This is a genomic window from Mycobacterium sp. DL592 (assembly GCF_011694515.1).
Classification (GTDB): Bacteria; Actinomycetota; Actinomycetes; order Mycobacteriales; family Mycobacteriaceae; genus Mycobacterium.
Map to the genome: position 1 here is coordinate 4,869,678 of NZ_CP050192.1, position 18,330 is coordinate 4,888,007.

Sequence of the window (18,330 nt, forward strand, 5' to 3'; positions counted from 1 at the left end):
CGGCGGTGAGGACGACCGCAGACGCTGACCGGTGCCAGCGTGGACTGTGATTGGATTCAACAATGTGGCGACGGGGGCAGGGGGCGTGGGCCGCGGTGTGCGCGCTCGCGATGCTGACAGCGGTGTCGTGTACGGACACGACCACCACGACGACGATCACCTCGCAGTCGACGGTGACGGTGCCGGCGACGAAGACCTCGACAGCCAGCCAACCGGCAGCCTTCACTCCGGTGGTCGGATCCGTGGTGGCCGAACCCGTACCGGTCCCGGCCACCGACGGCAAGACCCATCTCGCCTACGAAGTGCAGCTGAGCAACATGCTCGGCCAGGAAGTCACCCTGAATTCGGTCGACGTCGTCAGCGGTGACCGAACCCTGCTGTCGCTGACCGGCGAACAACTCAGCTACTGGACGCGGGTGGTCGGCAACGGCGGCGCGCCGACCGACCAGATCGGACCGGGCCAGAGCGCACTCGTATGGATCGATATCGCCATCGACTTGTCGACCGGTGCCCAGACTCCCACCAAACTGACCCATCGGGTGTCGATCTCGGTGGCCACGCCGGCGCCTCCTCTGCTGCCGCCGACGCTGAGCGAGTCCGTGGCGCCGACCAAGGTGGCACAACGCAGTCCGATTGCCATCGCCCCACCGCTGGACGGGGCGAACTGGCTCGACGGGAACAGCTGTTGTGCGATGACCGCTCACCGCATGGCGGTCAACCCGCTCAACGGCGGGCTGTGGGCGGCCGAACGATTCGCCGTCGACTACGTCCAATTGCAGCCTGATGGAAAGCTTTTCAACGGTGACCGGGAGAACCTGGCCAGCTATGCCTATTACGGTGCGGCGGTCCACGCGGTGTCCGACGGGCCGGTGATAGCGGTGGTCGACGACCAGCCCGACCAGGTGCCCGGCAAGGATCCCACCGGACTGACGTTGCAGCAGTACGGCGGCAACTACATAGTCCAGGACCTCGGCGGCGGCAACTACGCGTTCTACGCCCACCTGAAACCGGGCAGCATCCGGGTCAAGGTCGGCGATGCGCTGACCGCCGATCAGACGATCGCCCAACTGGGTAACAGCGGCAATTCCAGTGCGCCGCATCTGCATTTCCATGTGATGAGCAGTCCGGACCCGCTGGTTTCCGACGGGCTGCCCTTCGTGTTCACCGGTTTCCGGCTGGTCAACCGGCTGGCGTCGGCGGCCGAAGTCGACCGGCTGGAAGCCGGTGAACCCGCGGTGATGCAACCGGCCTTCCAGCCGAGTGAGCACACCGATGTCAGCCCACTGGTATTGGATGTGATGACGTATGGACAGTCGTAGCGAAAATCATTCCATTGCAACGGCACTGGCGGCTGACATCGTCATGGTCGTGGTGTTCTGCGCGATCGGGCGCCGCAGCCACGCCGAAGGCCTGACGCTGGGCGGCATCGCTGAGACCGCGTGGCCGTTCCTGTCGGGAACGCTGGCCGGCTGGCTGCTGGCGCGGGCGTGGCGGGCTCCCACAGCTGTGGCTCCGACGGGCCTGATCGTGTGGGTGTCCACCGTTGTCATCGGAATGTTGTTGCGTAAAGCCAGTTCTCAGGGCGTGGCGGTCAGCTTCGTCGTGGTGGCCTCACTGGTGACGGCGTTGCTGCTTCTCGGCTGGCGGGCTGCGGTGACGTTGGTGGGCAGACGCCGCGGTTAGTCCGCACAGTCAGGCCGTCGTGTCCGGCGCGCCCGTCGATACCGTCAAGGTGGCGCGCAAACCACCGAGTGGTCCGTCGGACAGTTCGATCCCGCCGCCGTGCAACGCGGCCTGCTGAGCCACCAGAGCCAGGCCCAGACCGGAACCGCCCACCGAGGCGGTGCTGCCCCGGGCGAACCGGCCGAGCACGACATGGTGTTCTTCGGCAGGCAGGCCGCGCCCGTTGTCGTCAACGGTGATGACCAGATCAGAATCGCTGCGACGGGCGGTGAGAACGATACGCGTTGCCGCGCCGTGGGTTACCGCGTTGCGGACCAGGTTGTCCACGGCCAGCCGCAGGCCGGCCGGCCAGCCCCAGATCGTGCCGGGGTCGTCGGCCTCGACCGTGATCTGGACCTCGGCGTCTGAGCGCATGTTCTCCCGCGCCACCCGATCGAGCAGCTCCGCGACGTCGATCGGCTCGCGGTCCTCGACACGGGCCAGCTGCCCGGAGGCCAGCTGGCCCAGTGCGGTGATGATGGCCTCCACCCGCCGCTGCGCCCGCGACAGGTCGGCCACCACTTCGGCGCGCTCTTCGGCAGGCAGATCGTGGATGCGCAGGGTGTCCAGGTCGGCGCGCATCGCGGTCAGCGGGGTGCGCAACTCGTGGGCGGCGTTGGCGGCGAAATCCTGCGCGGCCTGAAGTGAATTCGTGGTTGCCGCTTGAGCATCGGCGAGGCGGCGCAACATCTGGGCCATCGCCTCCGACAGATCCTCGGCCTCCTTGGCGCCGTGCACGGGCTCCATCTGCTCGGTGCCCTTACCGAGGCGGCGGGTCTGCTCGGTGAGCCGGCGCAGGGGCCGCACCGCGGGCCCGGCGAGCAGCCAGCCCAGCCCGGCGGCGACCAGCAGGGCAGTCGAACCGATCAGGATGTACACCGGAATCCGGGCCCGGCTCAACAGCAGACTGTCCTCGCGGATGCCGATCGACACCAGAATCCCACCGGCCTGATCGACCGGCACGGTCCGGACCCGGTAGTCGACGCCGTTGACGCTCACGGTCGCCGTGCCGGGAGGAAGCTGCGGCAACTGGAAGCCACGCTGAAACATCACCTGCCCGGTCGAGCGGGATCGTCCCGTCGTCAGGACACCGTGCCGGGGATCTTGGAGTTGCTCCGGGTACATGCTCGCGTCGACGATCGATTCGAGTCGCCGATCTAGTTGGGCCACATCGTTATTCGCGAGAACGATCGAGGTCAGTACGGCCAGCAGCGCCACCACGATCGCAGCGGCCAGCGTGGCGGCGATGGCGACCCGGGTGCGCAGCGAGGTGCTACGTCCCGGCCACCTCACGGCTCCGCCCGCAGCACATACCCAATCCCGCGGACGGTCTGGATCACCCGCGGCACCCCGTCGCGTTCGAGCTTGCGCCGCAGATAACTGATGAACACGTCGGCGACGTTGGTGTCGACGTCGAAGTCGTAACCCCAGACCAGTTCGAGCAGCCGTTGCCGGGACAGCACCACACCGGAGTTCTCGGCGAGCACCGCCAGCAGATCGAACTCGCGTTTGGTGAGCTCGACCCGGTCACCCTGGACGAACACCAGCCGGCGGGCGGTGTCGATGGTCAGCGGTCCGATCGTGACAGAGTCGGACCCCTCGGCGGAATTGGCAGCCCGGCGCAGCAGTGCATGCAGCCGCGCCACCAGCTCACCCAGATCGAAGGGCTTGGTCAGATAGTCGTCGGCGCCCGCCTCCAATCCGGCGATGCGGTCGTTGACGGTGTCGCGTGCCGAGAGCACACAGATCGGGATGTCGTTGCCCAGCGCGCGCAGCGCTGTCACCACGGCCACCCCGTCGAGCTCGGGCATCTGAACGTCGAGAACCAACGCGTCGTGGTTCTCGGTCGAGAGCAACCGCAGCGCTTCCTTGCCGGTCGCAGCCACTCGGACGTCGAAACCGGAATGCCGCAGCCCGCGCGCAACCGACGTTCGCACGTCCGGGTCGTCATCGACCATCAGGACGGTGCGGCCGGCGCCTTCGTGCGCGGGCTGTTGACCTACCCGCATTGGGGCCTAGGAGGCTGGGAGATCAGCGCCACCGCCGCAGCGGTTCTTCAGGTCGACCAGCGGCTGGCGGATGCCCTGCAGGTCAGCCTTCACCGACGGGTTGTAGTCCAGGTACTTCTGGACCTCGGTGCGGATGGTGTCACGCGGCGCACCCTCGAGGCCGGTGAAGAAGGCGTTGACGTCCGGATGGGTGAACAGGTAAGCCGACGTCGCGGCAGAAACCCCGGCGGACACCCCGGCGAGATCGGCGGCAGTGCAGTTCGGCGGCGGGTCGGCCAGTGCAAAGGGGGCCGTGCCAACCAGGATCGCACCGGCGGCAGCGCCCGCGCCGATCGCTCCGACGACCGTGCGACAGGCCATGCGGGCAGAAATCAACATCTCGGACTCCTTTGAGGGTTCGGCGAGACCGTGTCAGTACGGATTACCAACAAAAGAAAGCTAAGCAGAAACCCTGCTGAGTTTCCCGCCTTGAGCTTAACCAATCGTGAGAATGTCTCCCGGTCTAGCGGGCCGTGGACGCCGACGGCCCGGGCAGCGGACCCAGTCCCGCCGGGACGGCGGGCACCGACGACGTGGTGGGAGTCGCGGCACCGGTCGAGCCGGCGACGGCCTGGGCGGGCGTCGTGCCTCCGGCCTGGGCGGTCTGCATCAACCCGAGCAGTTGGGGCAGGCTCACCGGCAACTTGCACTGGGTGGACAGGCTCGTCAGCGGCTGCTGAATGGACTGCAGGTCCTTGGCGACCTGCGGGTTGGCGTCGAAGTATGTCTTGAGCGCGACCAGCGTCTGCGGCCCGGCCTGTTGCTGGGAAATCGTCGTCAGCGCCTGATTGGTCTGCGGGTGCGCATCGAGATAGGTGCCGGTGTTGTTCGCCACACCACCGACGGTCTTGGCGATCTGGCTCGCCGCGCAGGGGTCCGGGGCCGCGGTGGCCGACGTGGTGGCCAGCGCGGCGCCGCCACCGAGCGCGGTGACAGCCAGCACGCCGCCGAGACAGCGCCGCCATCCGGCAGCAAAAGACGGGATGGGCCAAGGCATTGGAGGCTCCTCACGGTTCGACGATCACCGGCCGCTGCCGCGATCACGTCGCGACGGCGGTGGTCCCCGACCCGTTGTTTGGCACCGCACATCCTGCCATCACCGGCAGCCGGCGGCCACTTCGCCGCCGGTAACGAACAGGCACCGGCAGGTCTCGATCCAGCTAATTCCGCGGATCACGGCAGGTCGGTGCACAGCGCCCTGCGGTAGGCTCGCAGCCACGAAACCCGAGAAGAATGCGGGGAGATCGCCATCCAGCAGTTCATGATGCGCCTGAGCAGCTACCTGCGCAGATTCCGCTGGCTGGTCTTCGCAGGCTGGTTGCTGGCCCTCGTTCCGGCCATCTACCTGGCGCTCACTCAGTCTCACCAGCTCACCGGCGGCGGCTTCGACGTCGACGGGTCGCAGTCGCTGCACGTGCAGTACCAACTCGAGGACCACTTCCCCGATCAGGGGGCATCCCCTCTGGCCATGGTCGCCGCACCGCGCGCCGACGCCTCCTACGAGGACATGAACAAGGCGGTGGCCCAGCTCGAGGCGGCCGCCAAGCAGGTGCCGAGCGTGTCGGTGGTGCCCAACCCGGCGCAGCCCGCACCCGCCCCGGACCGCCCCTACGTCGTGTCGCTGCGACTGGACTTCAACAACACCGGCGCCGTCGACGTCTCCCGACAGCTGCGCCAGAAGATCGGCGTCCGGGGTGACCAGCCCGGCCAGACCGAGAACAGTCGGGTGCGCCTCTACGTCATCGGGCAGGGCGCGCTCGGCGCTGCCGCCCAGACCACCACCAAGCACGACATCGCCGCCGCCGAGCGCTGGAACCTTCCGATCGTTCTGATTGTTTTGCTCGCGGTGTTCGGGTCGCTGGCAGCGGCCGCCATCCCGCTGGTGCTGGGCCTGTTCACCGTGGTGATCACGATGGGGGTGGTCTACGCCCTGTCGACGATCATGTCGATGTCGGTGTTCGTCACCTCGACGGTATCGATGTTCGGCATCGCGCTGGCGGTGGACTATTCGCTGTTCATCCTGATGCGGTTCCGGGAGGAACTGCGCGCTGGGCGCGACCCCCAGCAGGCGGCCGATGCGGCCATGGCGACCTCCGGCCTGGCGGTGGTGCTGTCCGGCCTGACCGTCATCGCCTCCCTGACGGGCATCTATCTCATCGACACGCCGATTCTGCGGTCGATGGCCACCGGAGCGATCCTGGCGGTCGCGGTGGCGGTGCTGACGTCGACCACGCTGATCCCGGCGGTGCTGGCGACGTTCGGCCGTTCGGCGGCCAAACGCTCGCCGCTGCTGCAGTGGTCGCGTCGCGCGGACGCCACCCAGTCGCGGTTCTGGACCCGCTGGGTCGGTGAGGTGATGCGCCGTCCGTGGCTGTCGGCGATGTCGGCGACGGTGGTGCTGCTACTGATGGCCGCCCCGGCGTTCTCGATGGTGCTCGGCAACAGCATGCAGCGGCAGTTCCCGTCGTCACACGAGATCCGCGGCGGTGTCGCCGCGGCTGCCCAAGCGCTCGGGCCCGGCGCCCTGGGTCCGGTGCGGGTGCTGGCGGAGTTCTCCGGCGGCGGCGCCTCGGATCCCAAGAACGCCGCGGCGCTGGAGGGCATCAGCAGCGAGATGGGCAAGGCGCCCAACATCGTCTCGGTGTCACCGCCGGTGTTCGCCGACGATAACCGCAGCGCGTTGATGTCGGCGGTGCTCTCGGTGGACCCCGAGGACCTGGCCGCCCGCACAACCGTCGACTGGATGCGCGCCAACCTGCCGAGGGTGCCTGCCGCGGCCGGCGTGAAGATCGACGTCGGCGGCCCCACCGCGCTGATCAAAGACTTCGACGACCAGGTGTCGCAGAAACAGCCGCTGGTCCTGGTCTTCGTCGCGCTGATCGCCTTCGTCATGCTGCTGATTGCCATCAGGTCGGTGTTCCTGGCGCTCAAGGGCGTGCTGATGACGGTGCTGTCCGTCGCGGCCGCCTACGGCAGCCTGGTGATGGTGTTCCAGTGGGGCTGGCTGGAAGGCCTGGGCTTCGAGCAGATCACGTCGATCGACAGCACGATCCCGCCGCTGGTGCTGGCCATGACCTTCGGCTTGTCGATGGACTACGAGATCTTCCTGCTCACCCGCATCAGGGAGCGGTACCTGCAGACCGGCGACACCCGCGATTCGGTCGCCTACGGCGTGGCCACCAGTGCGCGCACCATCACCTCCGCGGCGCTGATCATGATCGCGGTCTTCATCGGGTTCGCGTTCGCGGGCATGCCACTGGTGGCCCAGATGGGCGTGGCGTGTGCGGTCGCGATAGCCGTCGACGCCACCGTGGTCCGGCTGATCCTGGTGCCCGCGCTGATGGCGATGTTCGACCAGTGGAACTGGTGGCTGCCGGGATGGCTGGCCCGCATCCTGCCGTCGGTCGACTTCGAGAAGCCGCTGCCGAAAGTCGACCTCGGTGATCTGGTCGTCATCCCTGACGACATCTCGTCGCTGATGCCGCCGACGGCGGATTTGAAGATGGTGGTCAAGGACGCGGCCCGGCTCAAGGACCTGGCCCCCGACGCCGTCAGCGTCGCCGATCCGATGGCGTTCACCGGGTGCGGAAAGCTCGGCGCCCTGGCCGGGAGTGTGCGTGGCAGCGATGATGCCACCCGGCCCTTGCCCCAGCGAATTCCGGCGGGCGGAACCACCACCGTCGAACGTAAACCGATCCGGTCCTACCTGGGCGCCAGGACGTCGGCCCCGCGCCCGGTGCACCCGGTCACGATGTGGCGCGGCCGGTTGGCCATCGCGCTGGAGGCGCTGGAGACCGAGAGCGACGTCACCCTCGCCGGTGTCGAGCGGCTCAGCCCCGTGGAGACCACCAACGTGCAGCTTCCCACCGGCGACCGGCTGCAGATTCCGACCTGCGCGGAGACACTGCGACTGCAGGCGTTCCTGATCCTGTGCCGCAACAACCACGCGGACTACGCCGACTTCGCCGGACTGGTCGATGTGATGGATTACCAGACCGCTGCGGTGGTACTCGGCGGAATGGACCGGTATTACTGTTCACAGCGAACTGAGCAACAATGGATCGCAACCCAGTTGGTGCGCAGGCTAGCCGACCCCACCCCGTCGGACGACGACGAGCGTTGGGCGGGTGCGGAGGGCCGCGCTGAATGGGAGACGATCAGGCAACGTTGCCTTTCGGTGGCAGTGGCGATCCTGGAGGAGGCGAGGTGACGGTGGCAGCGGACTCCCTCCCTGATGCCGTACCCGCGCCGGGCACGTCGACCGCGTTTGACGATCGTCCGGTCGAATTCTGGCCGACGGCCTCCATCCGCGCGGCGTTGGAGAACGGCGACATCACCGTGTGGCAGCGCATCGTGGTCGCCGTCAAGCGTGATCCGTTCGGCCGCACCGCCCGGCAGGTCGAGGAGGTGCTGGAGAACTCCCAGCCGTACGGCATCTCCAAAGCGCTCGCCGAGGTGCTGATCCGGGCCAGAAATCACCTGGAGTCCAACGAGCGCGCCGAGGCCGCCCGGCATGTGCGGCTGCTGCTGGACCGCTCGGGGCTGACCGAGCCGGAGTTCGCCTCCCGCATCGGTGTGGCTCCCGCCGACCTGAGTACCTACTTGGACGCCAGCGTCAGCCCGCCGGCGTCGCTGATGATCCGGATGCGCAGGCTCTCCGACCGGTTCGCGAAGATGCGGGCCCAGCGGGCCAACGGCGAGAGCTGACGCCGTCGGTGTGGTCCAACCCCGATTCGGCTGCGCTGCAACATATTCTGCGAGACACCTGCACGGTGGCGGTGGTCGGCGCCTCCGCTGATCCCGCCCGCCCCAGCTACGGGGTGTTCGACTATCTCGCCCGGGCAAGTCACTACGACCTGTTCCCGGTGAACCCGACCATCGCCGCGGTCGGTGGCACCCCGGCCTACCCGTCGCTTGCCGCGCTTCCCACAGTGCCCGACATGGTCGACGTGTTTCGCCGCACCGAGGAGCTGCCCACCGTGCTGGCCGACACCCTTGCGCTGAATCCGCGCCCGAAATACCTGTGGCTGCAACAGGGCTTGTGGGACGAAGACCTTGCGGCGCAAGCCGAGGCGGCTGGTCTGCGCGTGGTGATGGACCGGTGCCTGAAGGTGGATTACGCCCGGCTCATCGGGAGTTGATCGGCGCGACGTCGAGAACCAGCCACTGCCCATCCTGCTTGGCCAGGCCGACCCGCAGGGCGAGCACCGCGGTGTCCGGCGGCTGCCCGGGCTGAATCTGGGTGCCTCGCATCACCACCGCGACGCTGGCCGCGGAGGTGCCTAGCGCCTCCAGGCCTGCTGAGATGGTCTGCGCTTGCGCCGTCACGTTACGCTTGGCGAGATCGGCTGTGGCCTTTGCGAATTCGTCCTTGAAAGCGCCGGCCCGGTCCGGTGCCATGAACGAGGCCGCCCGGTCGATCGATGCCGTGGGGGCGCCGGGGGTGAAGGTGGCGGTGGCCTCGGCGACAGCCGTGGCGATCCGGACCACCTCGGCGGTGTCGCTGTGGAAGTTCCGGTCGGGCACGGTCCACCGGGTGTATCCGACGGCCAGCGCTGCCACCAATGCCGCCGTGGCCAGAGCCGCGACCGCCAGCCGCAGCCCGGGCCCGTCGTCGTCGGTGCCCACTGTGACCGAATCACGCCGGTAGAGAACAAAATTGACGATCACGCCTTCGACGACGAGAAGGCAGATCATCGAGCACACCGAAACCCACCACAGCGGCCAGCCCAGCACCACACCGATGCCCATCAGTGCGGCGATGGCCGCTAACGGCGCGACGATGTCGAATGCCAGTACCCGGGCCAGGTTCCTCATCGCAGCGATTCCAACCGCGAGATCAACAGCTTTCCGTCGACGTCGGAGACCCCGAGCCGCAGGTTCCACCGCACGGTCGTCGGCTTGTTGCCGGCATTTTCACTCACCGAGGTGGCAATGACGATGACGTTGTCGGTGCGCTGGGCCAGTTCGGGCGGCAGTGGCGCCTGCTGGGGTGGACGCTGTCCGGCCGCGGGGTCCAGATCGTGGTGGACCGCCTCGACGGACACCGACTCGATCTGCCCGGTGGTGCGCGCCTGCAGCGTCTTGACCACTTCCCGGTACGGCTTGATGGACGACTCGAAGTCGGAGTTCAGCCCACCGACGGTTCCGTCGTGCAGTTTCTGCAGGCTGGCGTCGACGTTGTCGACGTTCATGTTGATCAGCACACCGGTCCAGTCCGCCGCGGCGGCCAGCACCCGGGACTGATAGGTGCGCTCGTCGGCGGCGCTGCGGTGATCCGACCAGATCAACCCGCCCAGCACCACCGTCACCACGCCAAGGGCCCCCAGCACTGCCGAGGCGATGCCGTAACCGGAGAACACCCGCGTGGCCGCGGTCGTGCGCTCCGACGTCGTCTCGTCCGCCTCGGGCATGCAGGGGAGGCTACCGGGCCCGCCCCGCACCGAGGACGACGGCCGCTCACCTCTGGTAAGGATGGTTGGGTGACGGTAGAAACTCTGCGCTCGGGCATCGACCTGTCCCATGTCGAATCCTCGGTTCGCCCCCAGGACGATCTGTTCGGCCATGTCAACGGCCGCTGGCTGGCCGATTACGCCATCCCGGCCGACCGGGCCACCGACGGGGCGTTCCGCTCGCTGTACGACCGTGCCGAAGAGCAGGTCCGCGAGCTGATTATCGAAACCGCGGCGACGGGGGCGGCCCCCGGCGGGCAGGAGCGCAGCGACTCGGGGATCGGCCTGAGCACGGATGAGCAGCGGGTGGGCGACTTGTATGCCAGCTTCCTCGACGAGGACGCGATCGAGCGCCGGGGCGTCCAGCCGCTTCTCGACGAGCTGAAAGCCATCGACACCGCGACCGACCATACGGCGCTGGCCGCGGCGATCGGGGCACTGCAGCGGTCCGGGGTGGGCGGCGGTGTGGGCGTGTACGTCGACACCGACTCGAAGAACTCCTCGCGCTACCTGGTGCACGTCAGCCAGTCGGGCCTGGGACTGCCCGACGAGTCGTACTACCGCGACGATCAGCACGCCTCGATCCTGGGCGCCTACCCCGCCCACATCGCGCGGATGTTCACCCTGGTCTACGGCGAGGACTACACCGGAGAATGGGAGAGCACCGCGGCCCGCATCGTCGCGTTGGAGACCAAACTCGCCGCCGCGCACTGGGACGTCGTGAAGCGCCGCGACGCCGACCTGACCTACAACCTTCGCAAGTTCGCCGACCTGGCGGACGAGGCGCCCGGCTTCGACTGGATCGGCTGGATCACCGCGCTGGGCACCTCACCGGAGGCGGCGGCCGAACTCGTGGTCCGCCAGCCCGATTACCTGACGGCCTTCGCCGCGCTGTGGGCCGGCGAGTCGCTCGACGACTGGAAGTGGTGGCTGCGCTGGCGGCTGATCCACGCCCGGGCAGCGGCGCTGACCAGTGCGCTGGTCGAGGAAGACTTCGCTTTCTATGGCCGCACGCTCAGCGGCACCGAGCAGATCCGTGACCGCTGGAAGCGTGCGGTGTCGCTGGTCGAGGGCATCCTCGGCGACGCGGTCGGCCGGCTGTACGTCGAGCGGCACTTCCCGCCGGACGCCAAGTCACGAATGGACGTGCTGGTGGACAACCTGCGGGAGGCCTATCGGGTCAGCATCAACGACTTGGAGTGGATGACACCCGAGACTCGGCAGCGGGCGCTGGCCAAGCTCGACAAGTTCACCGCCAAGATCGGCTACCCCAAGAAGTGGCGCGACTACTCGGCCCTGGTGATCGACCGAAACGACTTGTACGGCAACATCGTTCGGGGCGCCCAGGTAGCATCGGACCGGGAGACCGCCAAGCTGGGCGGCCCGGTGGACCGCGACGAGTGGTTCATGACCCCGCAGACGGTCAATGCCTACTACAACCCCGGAATGAACGAGATCGTCTTCCCGGCCGCCATCCTGCAGCCGCCGTTCTTCGACGCCGCGGCCGACGACGCCGCCAACTACGGCGGCATCGGTGCGGTGATCGGCCACGAGATCGGGCACGGGTTCGACGACCAGGGCGCCAAGTACGACGGCGACGGCAATCTTGTCGACTGGTGGACGGATGAGGACCGCGCCGAGTTCGGTGCGCGGACAAGGAAACTCATCGAGCAGTACGACACCTACGTGCCGCGTGACTTGACCGGACGCCACGACCCCCCTCATGTCCAAGGCGCGTTCACGGTCGGCGAGAACATCGGTGACCTCGGCGGGCTGTCCATCGCACTGCTGGCCTACAAGCTGTCGCTGGGCGGCAAAGAGGCGCCGGTGATCGACGGGCTGACCGGGGTGCAACGGGTGCTGTTCGGCTGGGCCCAGGTGTGGCGCACCAAGTCCCGCGAGGCAGAGGCGCTCCGGCGGCTGGCGATCGACCCGCATTCGCCGCCGGAATTCCGCTGCAACGGGGTGGTCCGCAACATCGATGCGTTCTACGACGCTTTCGAGGTCGATCCAGACGACGCGCTGTACCTGGAACCGCAGCAGCGGGTCCGGATCTGGAGCTGAGCGTGGACGCCTGGGACGCCATCCGCGCGCGGCGCAACGTCCGCAAGTACACCGATACCCCGATTCCGGACGCGGACCTCGACCGGATCCTCGAGGCGGGCTGGCGCTCGCCGTCGGCACGGAACAACCAGCACTGGGATTTCGTGGTAGTCACCGATCCCGCAGTGCTGCAGGACCTTTCGACGGTGTGGCTGGGCGCGGGCCACATCGCCGCCGCCAAGGCCGCCGTCGCGCTGGTGCTGCCTGAGCCACCGGATGAGCGCAGCAAGCTGATGGACCAGTACGACCTCGGTCAGGCCACCATGGCGATGGCGATCGCGGCCACCGATCTCGGTATCGGCACCGGGCATTCGGCGGTCGGCGACCAGGACAGGGCGCGGGCGATCCTCGGTGTGCCCGACGGCTACCTGGTGGCCTATCTGCTCGGAATCGGTTACCCCGCCGATCGCCCGCTCGTGCCGATCCGCAAGCCGAACCGCAGGCCCTTCGACGAGGTGGTCCACCGCGGCGGCTGGTGAGTCAGGCGCGGGTGCTCGCCTCGCGGTTGGCACCGTCGACGACCGACTGCAGCAGGCCGGGCAGTGCCTCGTCGACCTCGTCGACGCGCAGTCGTTGGTGGATGAGCCCGCCGCAGACCAGGCGTTCGGTCAGTCCGGCCTCGCGCAGGATCTTGAAGTGGTGTGTCGCCGTGGACTTGTTGATGCCGTCGTAGAGCGCGCTGCACTGCAGGGGGGTGCCGGCGTTGCGGAGCCGCCGGATCATCTCGAGGCGGACCGGGTCCTGGAGGGCGGCAAGAACCTGCGGCAGGGCGCCGACGGGGTGCGTCGGGTGCTCGGCCACATCGGCTTCGTTCACGCTGTGTCCTCCATCACCACGGGTTTGATGACCGTCAAACCGAGCGTACTCTCGAGCAAGTTCGATAACCGTCAAACATACCTGGGAGTGGTCATGACGTGTCCCGTCGAAGCACCGACGAACCACGCCGACACTCAGAGATGGGCCTACCCGCTGCTCCTGGTGCTGTCCGGGGTGGCGCTGGGGGTTTCCGGGCTGCCCGCCCCGCTGTACGGCATCTACGAGGAGAACTGGCACCTGTCGCCGCTGGCGACCACGATCGTTTTCGCGGTGTACGCGTTCGCCGCACTGGCGGCGGTGCTGGTGTCGGGGCGGATCTCTGACGTCGTGGGCCGCAAGCCCGTCCTGCTCGGTGCGCTGGCCGCCCTCATCGTCGGGCTCGGCGTCTTCCTGATCGCCGACAACATCGGCATGCTGCTGCTGGCCCGCACCATCCACGGGGCGGCCGTGGGCTCCATCGTGGTGGCCGGCGCGGCGGCACTTCTGGACCTGCGGCCCCACCACGGGGTGCGCTCGGGGCAACTCAGCGGCGTAAGCTTCAACATCGGCATGACCGTCGCGATCGTCGGCTCGGCACTGCTCGCCCAGTACGTCGCGCACCCGCTGCGCACGCCGTACGCGGTGGTCGCCGTCGTGTGCGCCGTGGTCGGCGTCGGCGTGCTCGCCTTGCGCGAGACCCATGACGGGCGCACCGGAGGCCCGATCCGGATCAGCAAACCGGCGGTGCCACAAGAGATTCGGGACGACTTCTGGTTCGCGGCCCTGGGCGCGATGGCATCCTGGTCGGTGCTCGGGGTGCTGCTGAGCCTGTACCCGTCCCTAGCCGCCCAGCAGACCCACATCCACAACCTGGTGTTCGGCGGCGGAGTCGTCGGCGTGACCGCGTTCTCAGCCGCGATGGCGCAACTGGTGGCCACCCGGCTGCCCGCCCGCCGTTCGGCGGTGATCGGCGATGTGGGCATGGCCGTCGCCCTGTTGGTGACGATCCCAGTACTGCTCACGCATCGCTGGCCGCTGGTGTTCGCAGCGGCGGCGCTGCTCGGGGCGACCTTCGGACTCGGCTTCGGCGGGTCGCTGCGGCACCTGTCCGATGTGGTTCCGGCGAACCGCCGTGGCGAGACGATGTCGGCGTTCTACCTGCTCGCCTACACGGCGATGGCGCTGCCGACGATCGCGGCCGGATGGGCGGCCACCCAGTGGCCACTGGCTGAGGTCTTCCCGTGGTTCGCCGGCATCGTGGCACTGGCCTGTCTCGGCGCCGCGGCGGTCGGAGTGGTCAGCATGCGCCGTTCCTAACTGACGGTGGCGCCCGGTGTCTTGATCTGCGCGGCTAGCCACGGAAGTGCATCGGACAAGGCGCGTTCGGCGAACTGCCAGGTGTGGAAGCTGATGATGCGATGCACCGAGCAGTTGATGTCGACGGCGTGCGCCGCCGCACACAGATCGTCGGCAGCACCCGCCTGATCGGAGTCGCGATATTCGTCGTGGCCGCCGAACCCGAGCGGGGCGTCAGACTGCGGGCGGTGCCCACCGGCGTACGGCGACGCGGCATTGGCCGGCTTGACGGTGTCCTCGAACCACCCGGCGACACCGTCATAGGGTCCGTGGCGCGACATCACTGTTCGGGGGTCGAACGCAGCCCAGGCCGCGGCGTCACCGCCGTAAAGCCGGCTGATGGTCTGGTCCTTGGTACCGGCCGTGGGCCCGTGGTCGCCTGCGATGTCCTCGAAGGTGCTGAACAGGTCAGGGTGCATGACGGTGAGCTCGACAGCACAGGTGCCGCCCATCGACCAGCCGACCACTGCCCAGTTCGCGGCCTTGTCAGAGGCACCGAAGTGATCGACAACGTAGGGCCGGACATCCTTGGTCAGGTGGTCTGCGGCGTTGCCGCGCGGGCCGTTGACGCACTCGGTGTCGTTGTTGAAGCTTCCACCGGAGTCGACGAAGACGAAGATCGGGGCCTGTCCGCCGTGGCTCTTCGCGTAGCCGTCGATGATGGGCATCACGTTGCCGCTACGCATCCAGTCCGACGGCGTGTTGAACTCACCGCCGATCATCATGATGACGGGCAGCCGCGGCGGGGTGTCCCCGGCGAACCAGGCTGGCGGAAGGTAGACGTACTCGCTTCGGTGCTTGAATCCGCTTGCGTCACCGGGGATGTCGACCTCGACAAGCTTGCCATTGTCAGGCAGAGTGTTGCGAAGCCCGGGCAGGTCCTCGGCGTCCACCTGGTTCGGCAGGGGCCCGGCCGTCACCGCTCCCCAGGCTGACTGGATTGTGGGGTAGTAGCCGACCCAATGGTTGAGCGCGACCAGCGCTGCCAGCAGGGTCAGCGGGATGGCGAACAGCGACAGTATCCGCCGCCGCCACGACGCGTGCCGCCAGCCGAAAATGGCAACCGCCACGGTCCCGGTGAATACCCCTACCCATACCCACAATCCGGGCGGGGCCGGGTCGGAGGCAAGGCCTTCGGAGTCGACGTACATTCGGGCGGCCAGGGCGCCGAGCACGCCGACGACCACACAGACCGGAAGCCAGACCAGGCGCCAGCGCCGGGAACGCCATCCGACCACGAAGACCACCACGACCGCGACGACGATCTCGATGGTCAGCGGGAGCCAGCCACCCAACAGGGATATCCCATGCGCGTATTGATGGAAGTCGGGTGCGGGCAGCTGCGGAAGCGGCTCCACCGGCGAGGGTGACGGCGATGGTGTGGGCGGCACATCTCTATTGTGGGTTCGGTTGCTGTGGAAAGCCTTTGGATGGCCGTCAGCGTGAATCCCGCGCCGTCAGGACAGCTGCCACTGCCAGTCGTCGGCGCCGTCGGGCTTGTTGTAGGTGCCGACGGAGTTCTTCACGATGATCGGGTCGCCGCTGCCGAAGTTGTCGTAGAACCACTGCGCATTGTCCTGGCTGAGGTTGATGCAGCCGTGGCTCACATTGCGCTTGCCCTGGTCACCGACCGACCACGGCGCGCTGTGCACGAAGTTTCCCTGGTTGTCGATCCGCACGGCGAGCTTGACGTGAACCTTGTAACCGTCCGGCGATGTGCTCGGGACGCCATAGGTGGCCGAGTCCATGATGATGTCCGGGAACTTCTCCAGGACGTAGTAGGTGCCGTTCGGGGTGTCGTGACCCGGCTTACCCATCGACATCGGGAAGGTCTGCTCGAGCTTGCCGTTACGGGTGATCGTCATCTGATGGGTGGCGTTGTCGGCGGTCGCCACCAGGGCGTCACCGACCCGGAAGCTGGATTTGGCGCCGCTGGCGTCGATGTTGACGACGGTGCCGGCCGGCCAGAAGCTGTAGGGCCGCCAGCGCACTTGGGTGTCGGTCAGCCAGTAGAACGCGCCGGGTACAGCCGGCACCGAGGAGATGTGGATCGCCTGCTCGGCCAGCGGCCGGTTGGCGATCGGGCGGGCGAAGTTGATGATGATCGGCTTGGCCACTCCGACCATCGCGCCGTTGACCGGGTTGAACGACGGCGGCGCGAACACCGGGTCACCGGTGTACGGCAGCGGGTTCTGCCCCTTCACGGTGCCGGCGGGCGCGGCCTGGGCCGCGGCGGCGGGGTCGGTGGCCGGTGGGACTGCTGGCTCCTATACACATCTAGAACCTCCACCGGCGGCGCGTTGATCACGGCCGGATCCACGGGCGCCTGGTCCGGATCGGCCATCGCCGAGCCACTGCCCAGACCGATTCCGGCAGCCACCCCGACCACGCACAGCGTGGCCACGAGGGCTTCCTTCATCCGCAGCGCCATAACCAAACTCCTCAGATTGCGATTTGCTCCAGTGTCGCACAGCACGCTGGTAAGCCAATCCTTCGCGACTTGCCAGCGAACGTCACCAACGATCTCGTCAACGCGCTGAACTGTGCGGATCGTCGCCATCGAGGCGGCGTTCGTTACTTTTCGCTGGTGACCGGGCTAACTGCGAACAGGTCCCGGCTGAGGGTCACCGCGACCAGTGCAGCCAGGATCAGCGCGGCCGAGGCGGTCACGGTGGCCGCGATGCCGCCGGTTTGGTAGACCACCCCGCCCGCCAGGGATCCGGCCATGATCCCGACCTGGAAGGAAGTCACGTACAGCCCCGAGGCGCCGTCGGGGTCCTGCGGGCTGTGCCGCATGGCCGCGGACTGCAGCATCGGTGGCATCGCCGTCGCCGCTGCACCCCAGAGCACGATCGCCGCGACCCCGGTCAGCACGGTCACGGTGTTGCGTCCGTCGCCGAACCCGAGAACGGCGAGGACGGCGAAGGCCACCGTCAGAGCCACCAGGCAACCGAGAACGGCGGTCTTCGGTCGGCGATCGCCGGGTCGGGCCAGCAGCGCCATGGCGGTGAGGCCGGCGATGCCGTAGGCGGCCAGCAGCCAGGCCAGGTGCGGCCCGCGCACGCCGACCACGTCCCGGATGATCGCGACGATGAAGGTGTAGGAGATGAAGTGAGCGGTGACGCCGACGAGGGTCAACGCGCTCAGCACCACCAGTCGGCTGTTGCGGTGGTGGCGGATCGCCGCGGCGCTGGCCGGATGCCCTTCCGCCATCGCCATCAGCGGCAGCGCCAGCCGGGCCGCCGCCGCCACTGCCACCGCGGCGACGGTGATGACGCCGACGGCTGTCCGCCAGCCCCACAACTCGCTCATCGCCGCCGTTACCGGGCTGCCCACGACGAGCGCGAGGCCGGTGCCGACGTACACGGCCATGGTGGCGCGCCCGGCGTAGCTCGCCGGCACCAGCCGGACCCCGATCGGGGCGATGACCGACCACATCAGTCCGTGGGTGAGCGCGCACAGGATCCGGCCGGCGGCCAGCACCGCGAAGGTGGGGGCCAGCGCCGAGATCAGTTGCGAGAGCACCAGGGAGGCCAGGGTGAACAGCAGTGTGCGCCGCCGGGGCCACGCCGCGGTCCAGCGCACCAGGGGCACGGTCGCGATGGCGGCCACCAACGCATAGCTGGCCAGCAGGGTGCCGACCATGGCCTCGCTGACCTTCAGGTCGCGGGCGATGGCGGACAGTGCCCCCACGGGCATGATCTCGGCGGTGACGTAGACGAACGCCGCGGCGGCCAGCACTGCCAGGGCCACCGTGACGCGGGGCGTCCACGGGGTGGTCTGCGGTGGTGGCGAGGCACCCGTTGTGACGCCCGTGCGGTCGGGCATCGAGGGCACGGCATCACGGTATCGGC

Annotated in this window: 17 protein-coding genes and 1 pseudogene; 8 read left to right on the forward strand and 10 right to left on the reverse strand. The window is 68.1% G+C overall.

The window, feature by feature from the left end; genetic code table 11:
• Nucleotides 1-62: 62 nt before the first annotated feature.
• Both HBE64_RS23285 and HBE64_RS23290 read left to right on the forward strand, forming a co-directional pair.
• Nucleotides 63-1,319, forward strand: a complete 1,257-nt coding sequence (locus HBE64_RS23285; RefSeq protein WP_167107825.1) for a M23 family metallopeptidase — start codon at nucleotides 63-65, stop codon at nucleotides 1,317-1,319.
• On the forward strand, nucleotides 1,306-1,683 hold the full coding sequence (locus HBE64_RS23290; RefSeq protein ID WP_167107828.1) for a DUF3054 domain-containing protein: 378 nt from the start codon (nucleotides 1,306-1,308) through the stop codon (nucleotides 1,681-1,683). Before HBE64_RS23285 ends, HBE64_RS23290 begins: the two co-directional genes overlap by 14 nt.
• Before the next feature lie 9 nt (nucleotides 1,684-1,692).
• Here the strand turns inward: HBE64_RS23290 and HBE64_RS23295 are convergent, their stop codons facing one another.
• The 4 genes from HBE64_RS23295 to HBE64_RS23310 form a co-directional block, all read right to left on the reverse strand.
• Nucleotides 1,693-3,015, reverse strand: a complete 1,323-nt coding sequence (locus HBE64_RS23295) for a HAMP domain-containing sensor histidine kinase (RefSeq protein WP_167107831.1) — start codon at nucleotides 3,013-3,015, stop codon at nucleotides 1,693-1,695.
• Nucleotides 3,012-3,731 carry a response regulator transcription factor gene (locus tag HBE64_RS23300; RefSeq protein ID WP_167107834.1) on the reverse strand — a complete coding sequence of 240 codons (720 nt, stop codon included), beginning with the start codon at nucleotides 3,729-3,731 and terminating at the stop codon, nucleotides 3,012-3,014. Before HBE64_RS23300 ends, HBE64_RS23295 begins: the two co-directional genes overlap by 4 nt.
• A 6-nt stretch (nucleotides 3,732-3,737) precedes the next feature.
• Nucleotides 3,738-4,109 carry a heme-binding protein gene (locus tag HBE64_RS23305; protein WP_167107837.1) on the reverse strand — a complete coding sequence of 124 codons (372 nt, stop codon included), beginning with the start codon at nucleotides 4,107-4,109 and terminating at the stop codon, nucleotides 3,738-3,740.
• A 124-nt stretch (nucleotides 4,110-4,233) separates the two neighbouring features.
• Entirely contained in the window at nucleotides 4,234-4,767 is a 534-nt protein-coding gene (locus HBE64_RS23310) for a hemophore (RefSeq protein ID WP_167107840.1), read from the reverse strand.
• A 264-nt stretch (nucleotides 4,768-5,031) separates the two neighbouring features.
• Between HBE64_RS23310 and HBE64_RS23315 the strand changes: the two genes are divergently transcribed.
• Genes HBE64_RS23315 through HBE64_RS23325 form a run of 3 tightly spaced genes read left to right on the forward strand, consistent with a single transcriptional unit; the run spans nucleotide 5,032 to nucleotide 8,911 of the window.
• Entirely contained in the window at nucleotides 5,032-7,980 is a 2,949-nt protein-coding gene (locus tag HBE64_RS23315) for an efflux RND transporter permease subunit (RefSeq protein ID WP_167107843.1), read from the forward strand.
• Nucleotides 7,977-8,477: an XRE family transcriptional regulator gene (locus HBE64_RS23320; protein ID WP_167107846.1), complete on the forward strand. Its 501-nt coding sequence runs from the start codon at nucleotides 7,977-7,979 to the stop codon at nucleotides 8,475-8,477. The genes HBE64_RS23315 and HBE64_RS23320 overlap by 4 nt, the downstream gene beginning before the upstream one ends.
• Nucleotides 8,478-8,485: 8 nt before the next feature.
• Nucleotides 8,486-8,911 (forward strand): CoA-binding protein, encoded by a 426-nt coding sequence (locus tag HBE64_RS23325; RefSeq protein ID WP_167107849.1) that lies wholly within the window; start codon nucleotides 8,486-8,488, stop codon nucleotides 8,909-8,911.
• Here HBE64_RS23325 and HBE64_RS23330 read toward each other — a convergent pair.
• Both HBE64_RS23330 and HBE64_RS23335 read right to left on the reverse strand, forming a co-directional pair.
• Nucleotides 8,898-9,587: a hypothetical protein gene (locus HBE64_RS23330; protein ID WP_167107852.1), complete on the reverse strand. Its 690-nt coding sequence runs from the start codon at nucleotides 9,585-9,587 to the stop codon at nucleotides 8,898-8,900. The two genes, HBE64_RS23325 and HBE64_RS23330, sit on opposite strands and share 14 nt — an antisense overlap.
• Nucleotides 9,584-10,183, reverse strand: a complete 600-nt coding sequence (locus HBE64_RS23335) for a hypothetical protein (protein ID WP_167107855.1) — start codon at nucleotides 10,181-10,183, stop codon at nucleotides 9,584-9,586. Before HBE64_RS23335 ends, HBE64_RS23330 begins: the two co-directional genes overlap by 4 nt.
• A gap of 69 nt (nucleotides 10,184-10,252) precedes the next feature.
• Here HBE64_RS23335 and HBE64_RS23340 point away from each other — a divergent pair, with 69 nt between their 5' ends.
• Together HBE64_RS23340 and HBE64_RS23345 are read left to right on the forward strand one after the other, a co-directional pair.
• Nucleotides 10,253-12,286 (forward strand): M13 family metallopeptidase, encoded by a 2,034-nt coding sequence (locus HBE64_RS23340; protein WP_167107858.1) that lies wholly within the window; start codon nucleotides 10,253-10,255, stop codon nucleotides 12,284-12,286.
• Nucleotides 12,287-12,288: 2 nt separating this feature from the next.
• Nucleotides 12,289-12,804, forward strand: coding sequence for a nitroreductase family protein (locus tag HBE64_RS23345; RefSeq protein ID WP_167107861.1), 516 nt, complete (start codon nucleotides 12,289-12,291; stop codon nucleotides 12,802-12,804).
• Between the two features lies 1 nt (nucleotide 12,805).
• Here HBE64_RS23345 and HBE64_RS23350 read toward each other — a convergent pair whose 3' ends face one another.
• Entirely contained in the window at nucleotides 12,806-13,141 is a 336-nt protein-coding gene (locus HBE64_RS23350; RefSeq protein ID WP_167107864.1) for a helix-turn-helix transcriptional regulator, read from the reverse strand.
• Nucleotides 13,142-13,234: 93 nt separating this feature from the next.
• Here HBE64_RS23350 and HBE64_RS23355 point away from each other — a divergent pair, with 93 nt between their 5' ends.
• Entirely contained in the window at nucleotides 13,235-14,437 is a 1,203-nt protein-coding gene (locus HBE64_RS23355) for an MFS transporter (RefSeq protein WP_167107867.1), read from the forward strand.
• Here the strand turns inward: HBE64_RS23355 and HBE64_RS23360 are convergent.
• The 3 genes and pseudogenes from HBE64_RS23360 to HBE64_RS23370 form a co-directional block, all read right to left on the reverse strand.
• Nucleotides 14,434-15,867 carry an alpha/beta hydrolase family protein gene (locus tag HBE64_RS23360; RefSeq protein ID WP_167107870.1) on the reverse strand — a complete coding sequence of 478 codons (1,434 nt, stop codon included), beginning with the start codon at nucleotides 15,865-15,867 and terminating at the stop codon, nucleotides 14,434-14,436. The two genes, HBE64_RS23355 and HBE64_RS23360, sit on opposite strands and share 4 nt — an antisense overlap.
• A gap of 66 nt (nucleotides 15,868-15,933) precedes the next feature.
• Nucleotides 15,934-16,907: pseudogene (locus HBE64_RS23365) on the reverse strand (Ig-like domain-containing protein).
• 143 nt (nucleotides 16,908-17,050) lie between these two features.
• A complete protein-coding gene (locus tag HBE64_RS23370) occupies nucleotides 17,051-18,304 on the reverse strand; it encodes an MFS transporter (RefSeq protein WP_167109572.1) in 1,254 nt (417 codons plus the stop codon).
• Nucleotides 18,305-18,330: the final 26 nt, after the last annotated feature.

Bases quoted from the DNA above. Each gene is read 5' to 3' on its own strand.
- HBE64_RS23285 (WP_167107825.1), top strand. From the start codon at position 63: ATGTGGCGACGGGGGCAGGGGGCGTGGGCCGCGGTGTGCGCGCTCGCG.
- HBE64_RS23290 (WP_167107828.1), top strand. From the start codon at position 1,306: ATGGACAGTCGTAGCGAAAATCATTCCATTGCAACGGCACTGGCGGCT.
- HBE64_RS23300 (WP_167107834.1), bottom strand. From the start codon at position 3,731: ATGCGGGTAGGTCAACAGCCCGCGCACGAAGGCGCCGGCCGCACCGTC.
- HBE64_RS23305 (WP_167107837.1), bottom strand. From the start codon at position 4,109: ATGTTGATTTCTGCCCGCATGGCCTGTCGCACGGTCGTCGGAGCGATC.
- HBE64_RS23310 (WP_167107840.1), bottom strand. From the start codon at position 4,767: ATGCCTTGGCCCATCCCGTCTTTTGCTGCCGGATGGCGGCGCTGTCTC.
- HBE64_RS23315 (WP_167107843.1), top strand. From the start codon at position 5,032: ATGATGCGCCTGAGCAGCTACCTGCGCAGATTCCGCTGGCTGGTCTTC.
- HBE64_RS23330 (WP_167107852.1), bottom strand. From the start codon at position 9,587: ATGAGGAACCTGGCCCGGGTACTGGCATTCGACATCGTCGCGCCGTTA.
- HBE64_RS23335 (WP_167107855.1), bottom strand. From the start codon at position 10,183: ATGCCCGAGGCGGACGAGACGACGTCGGAGCGCACGACCGCGGCCACG.
- HBE64_RS23355 (WP_167107867.1), top strand. From the start codon at position 13,235: ATGACGTGTCCCGTCGAAGCACCGACGAACCACGCCGACACTCAGAGA.
- HBE64_RS23370 (WP_167109572.1), bottom strand. From the start codon at position 18,304: ATGCCCGACCGCACGGGCGTCACAACGGGTGCCTCGCCACCACCGCAG.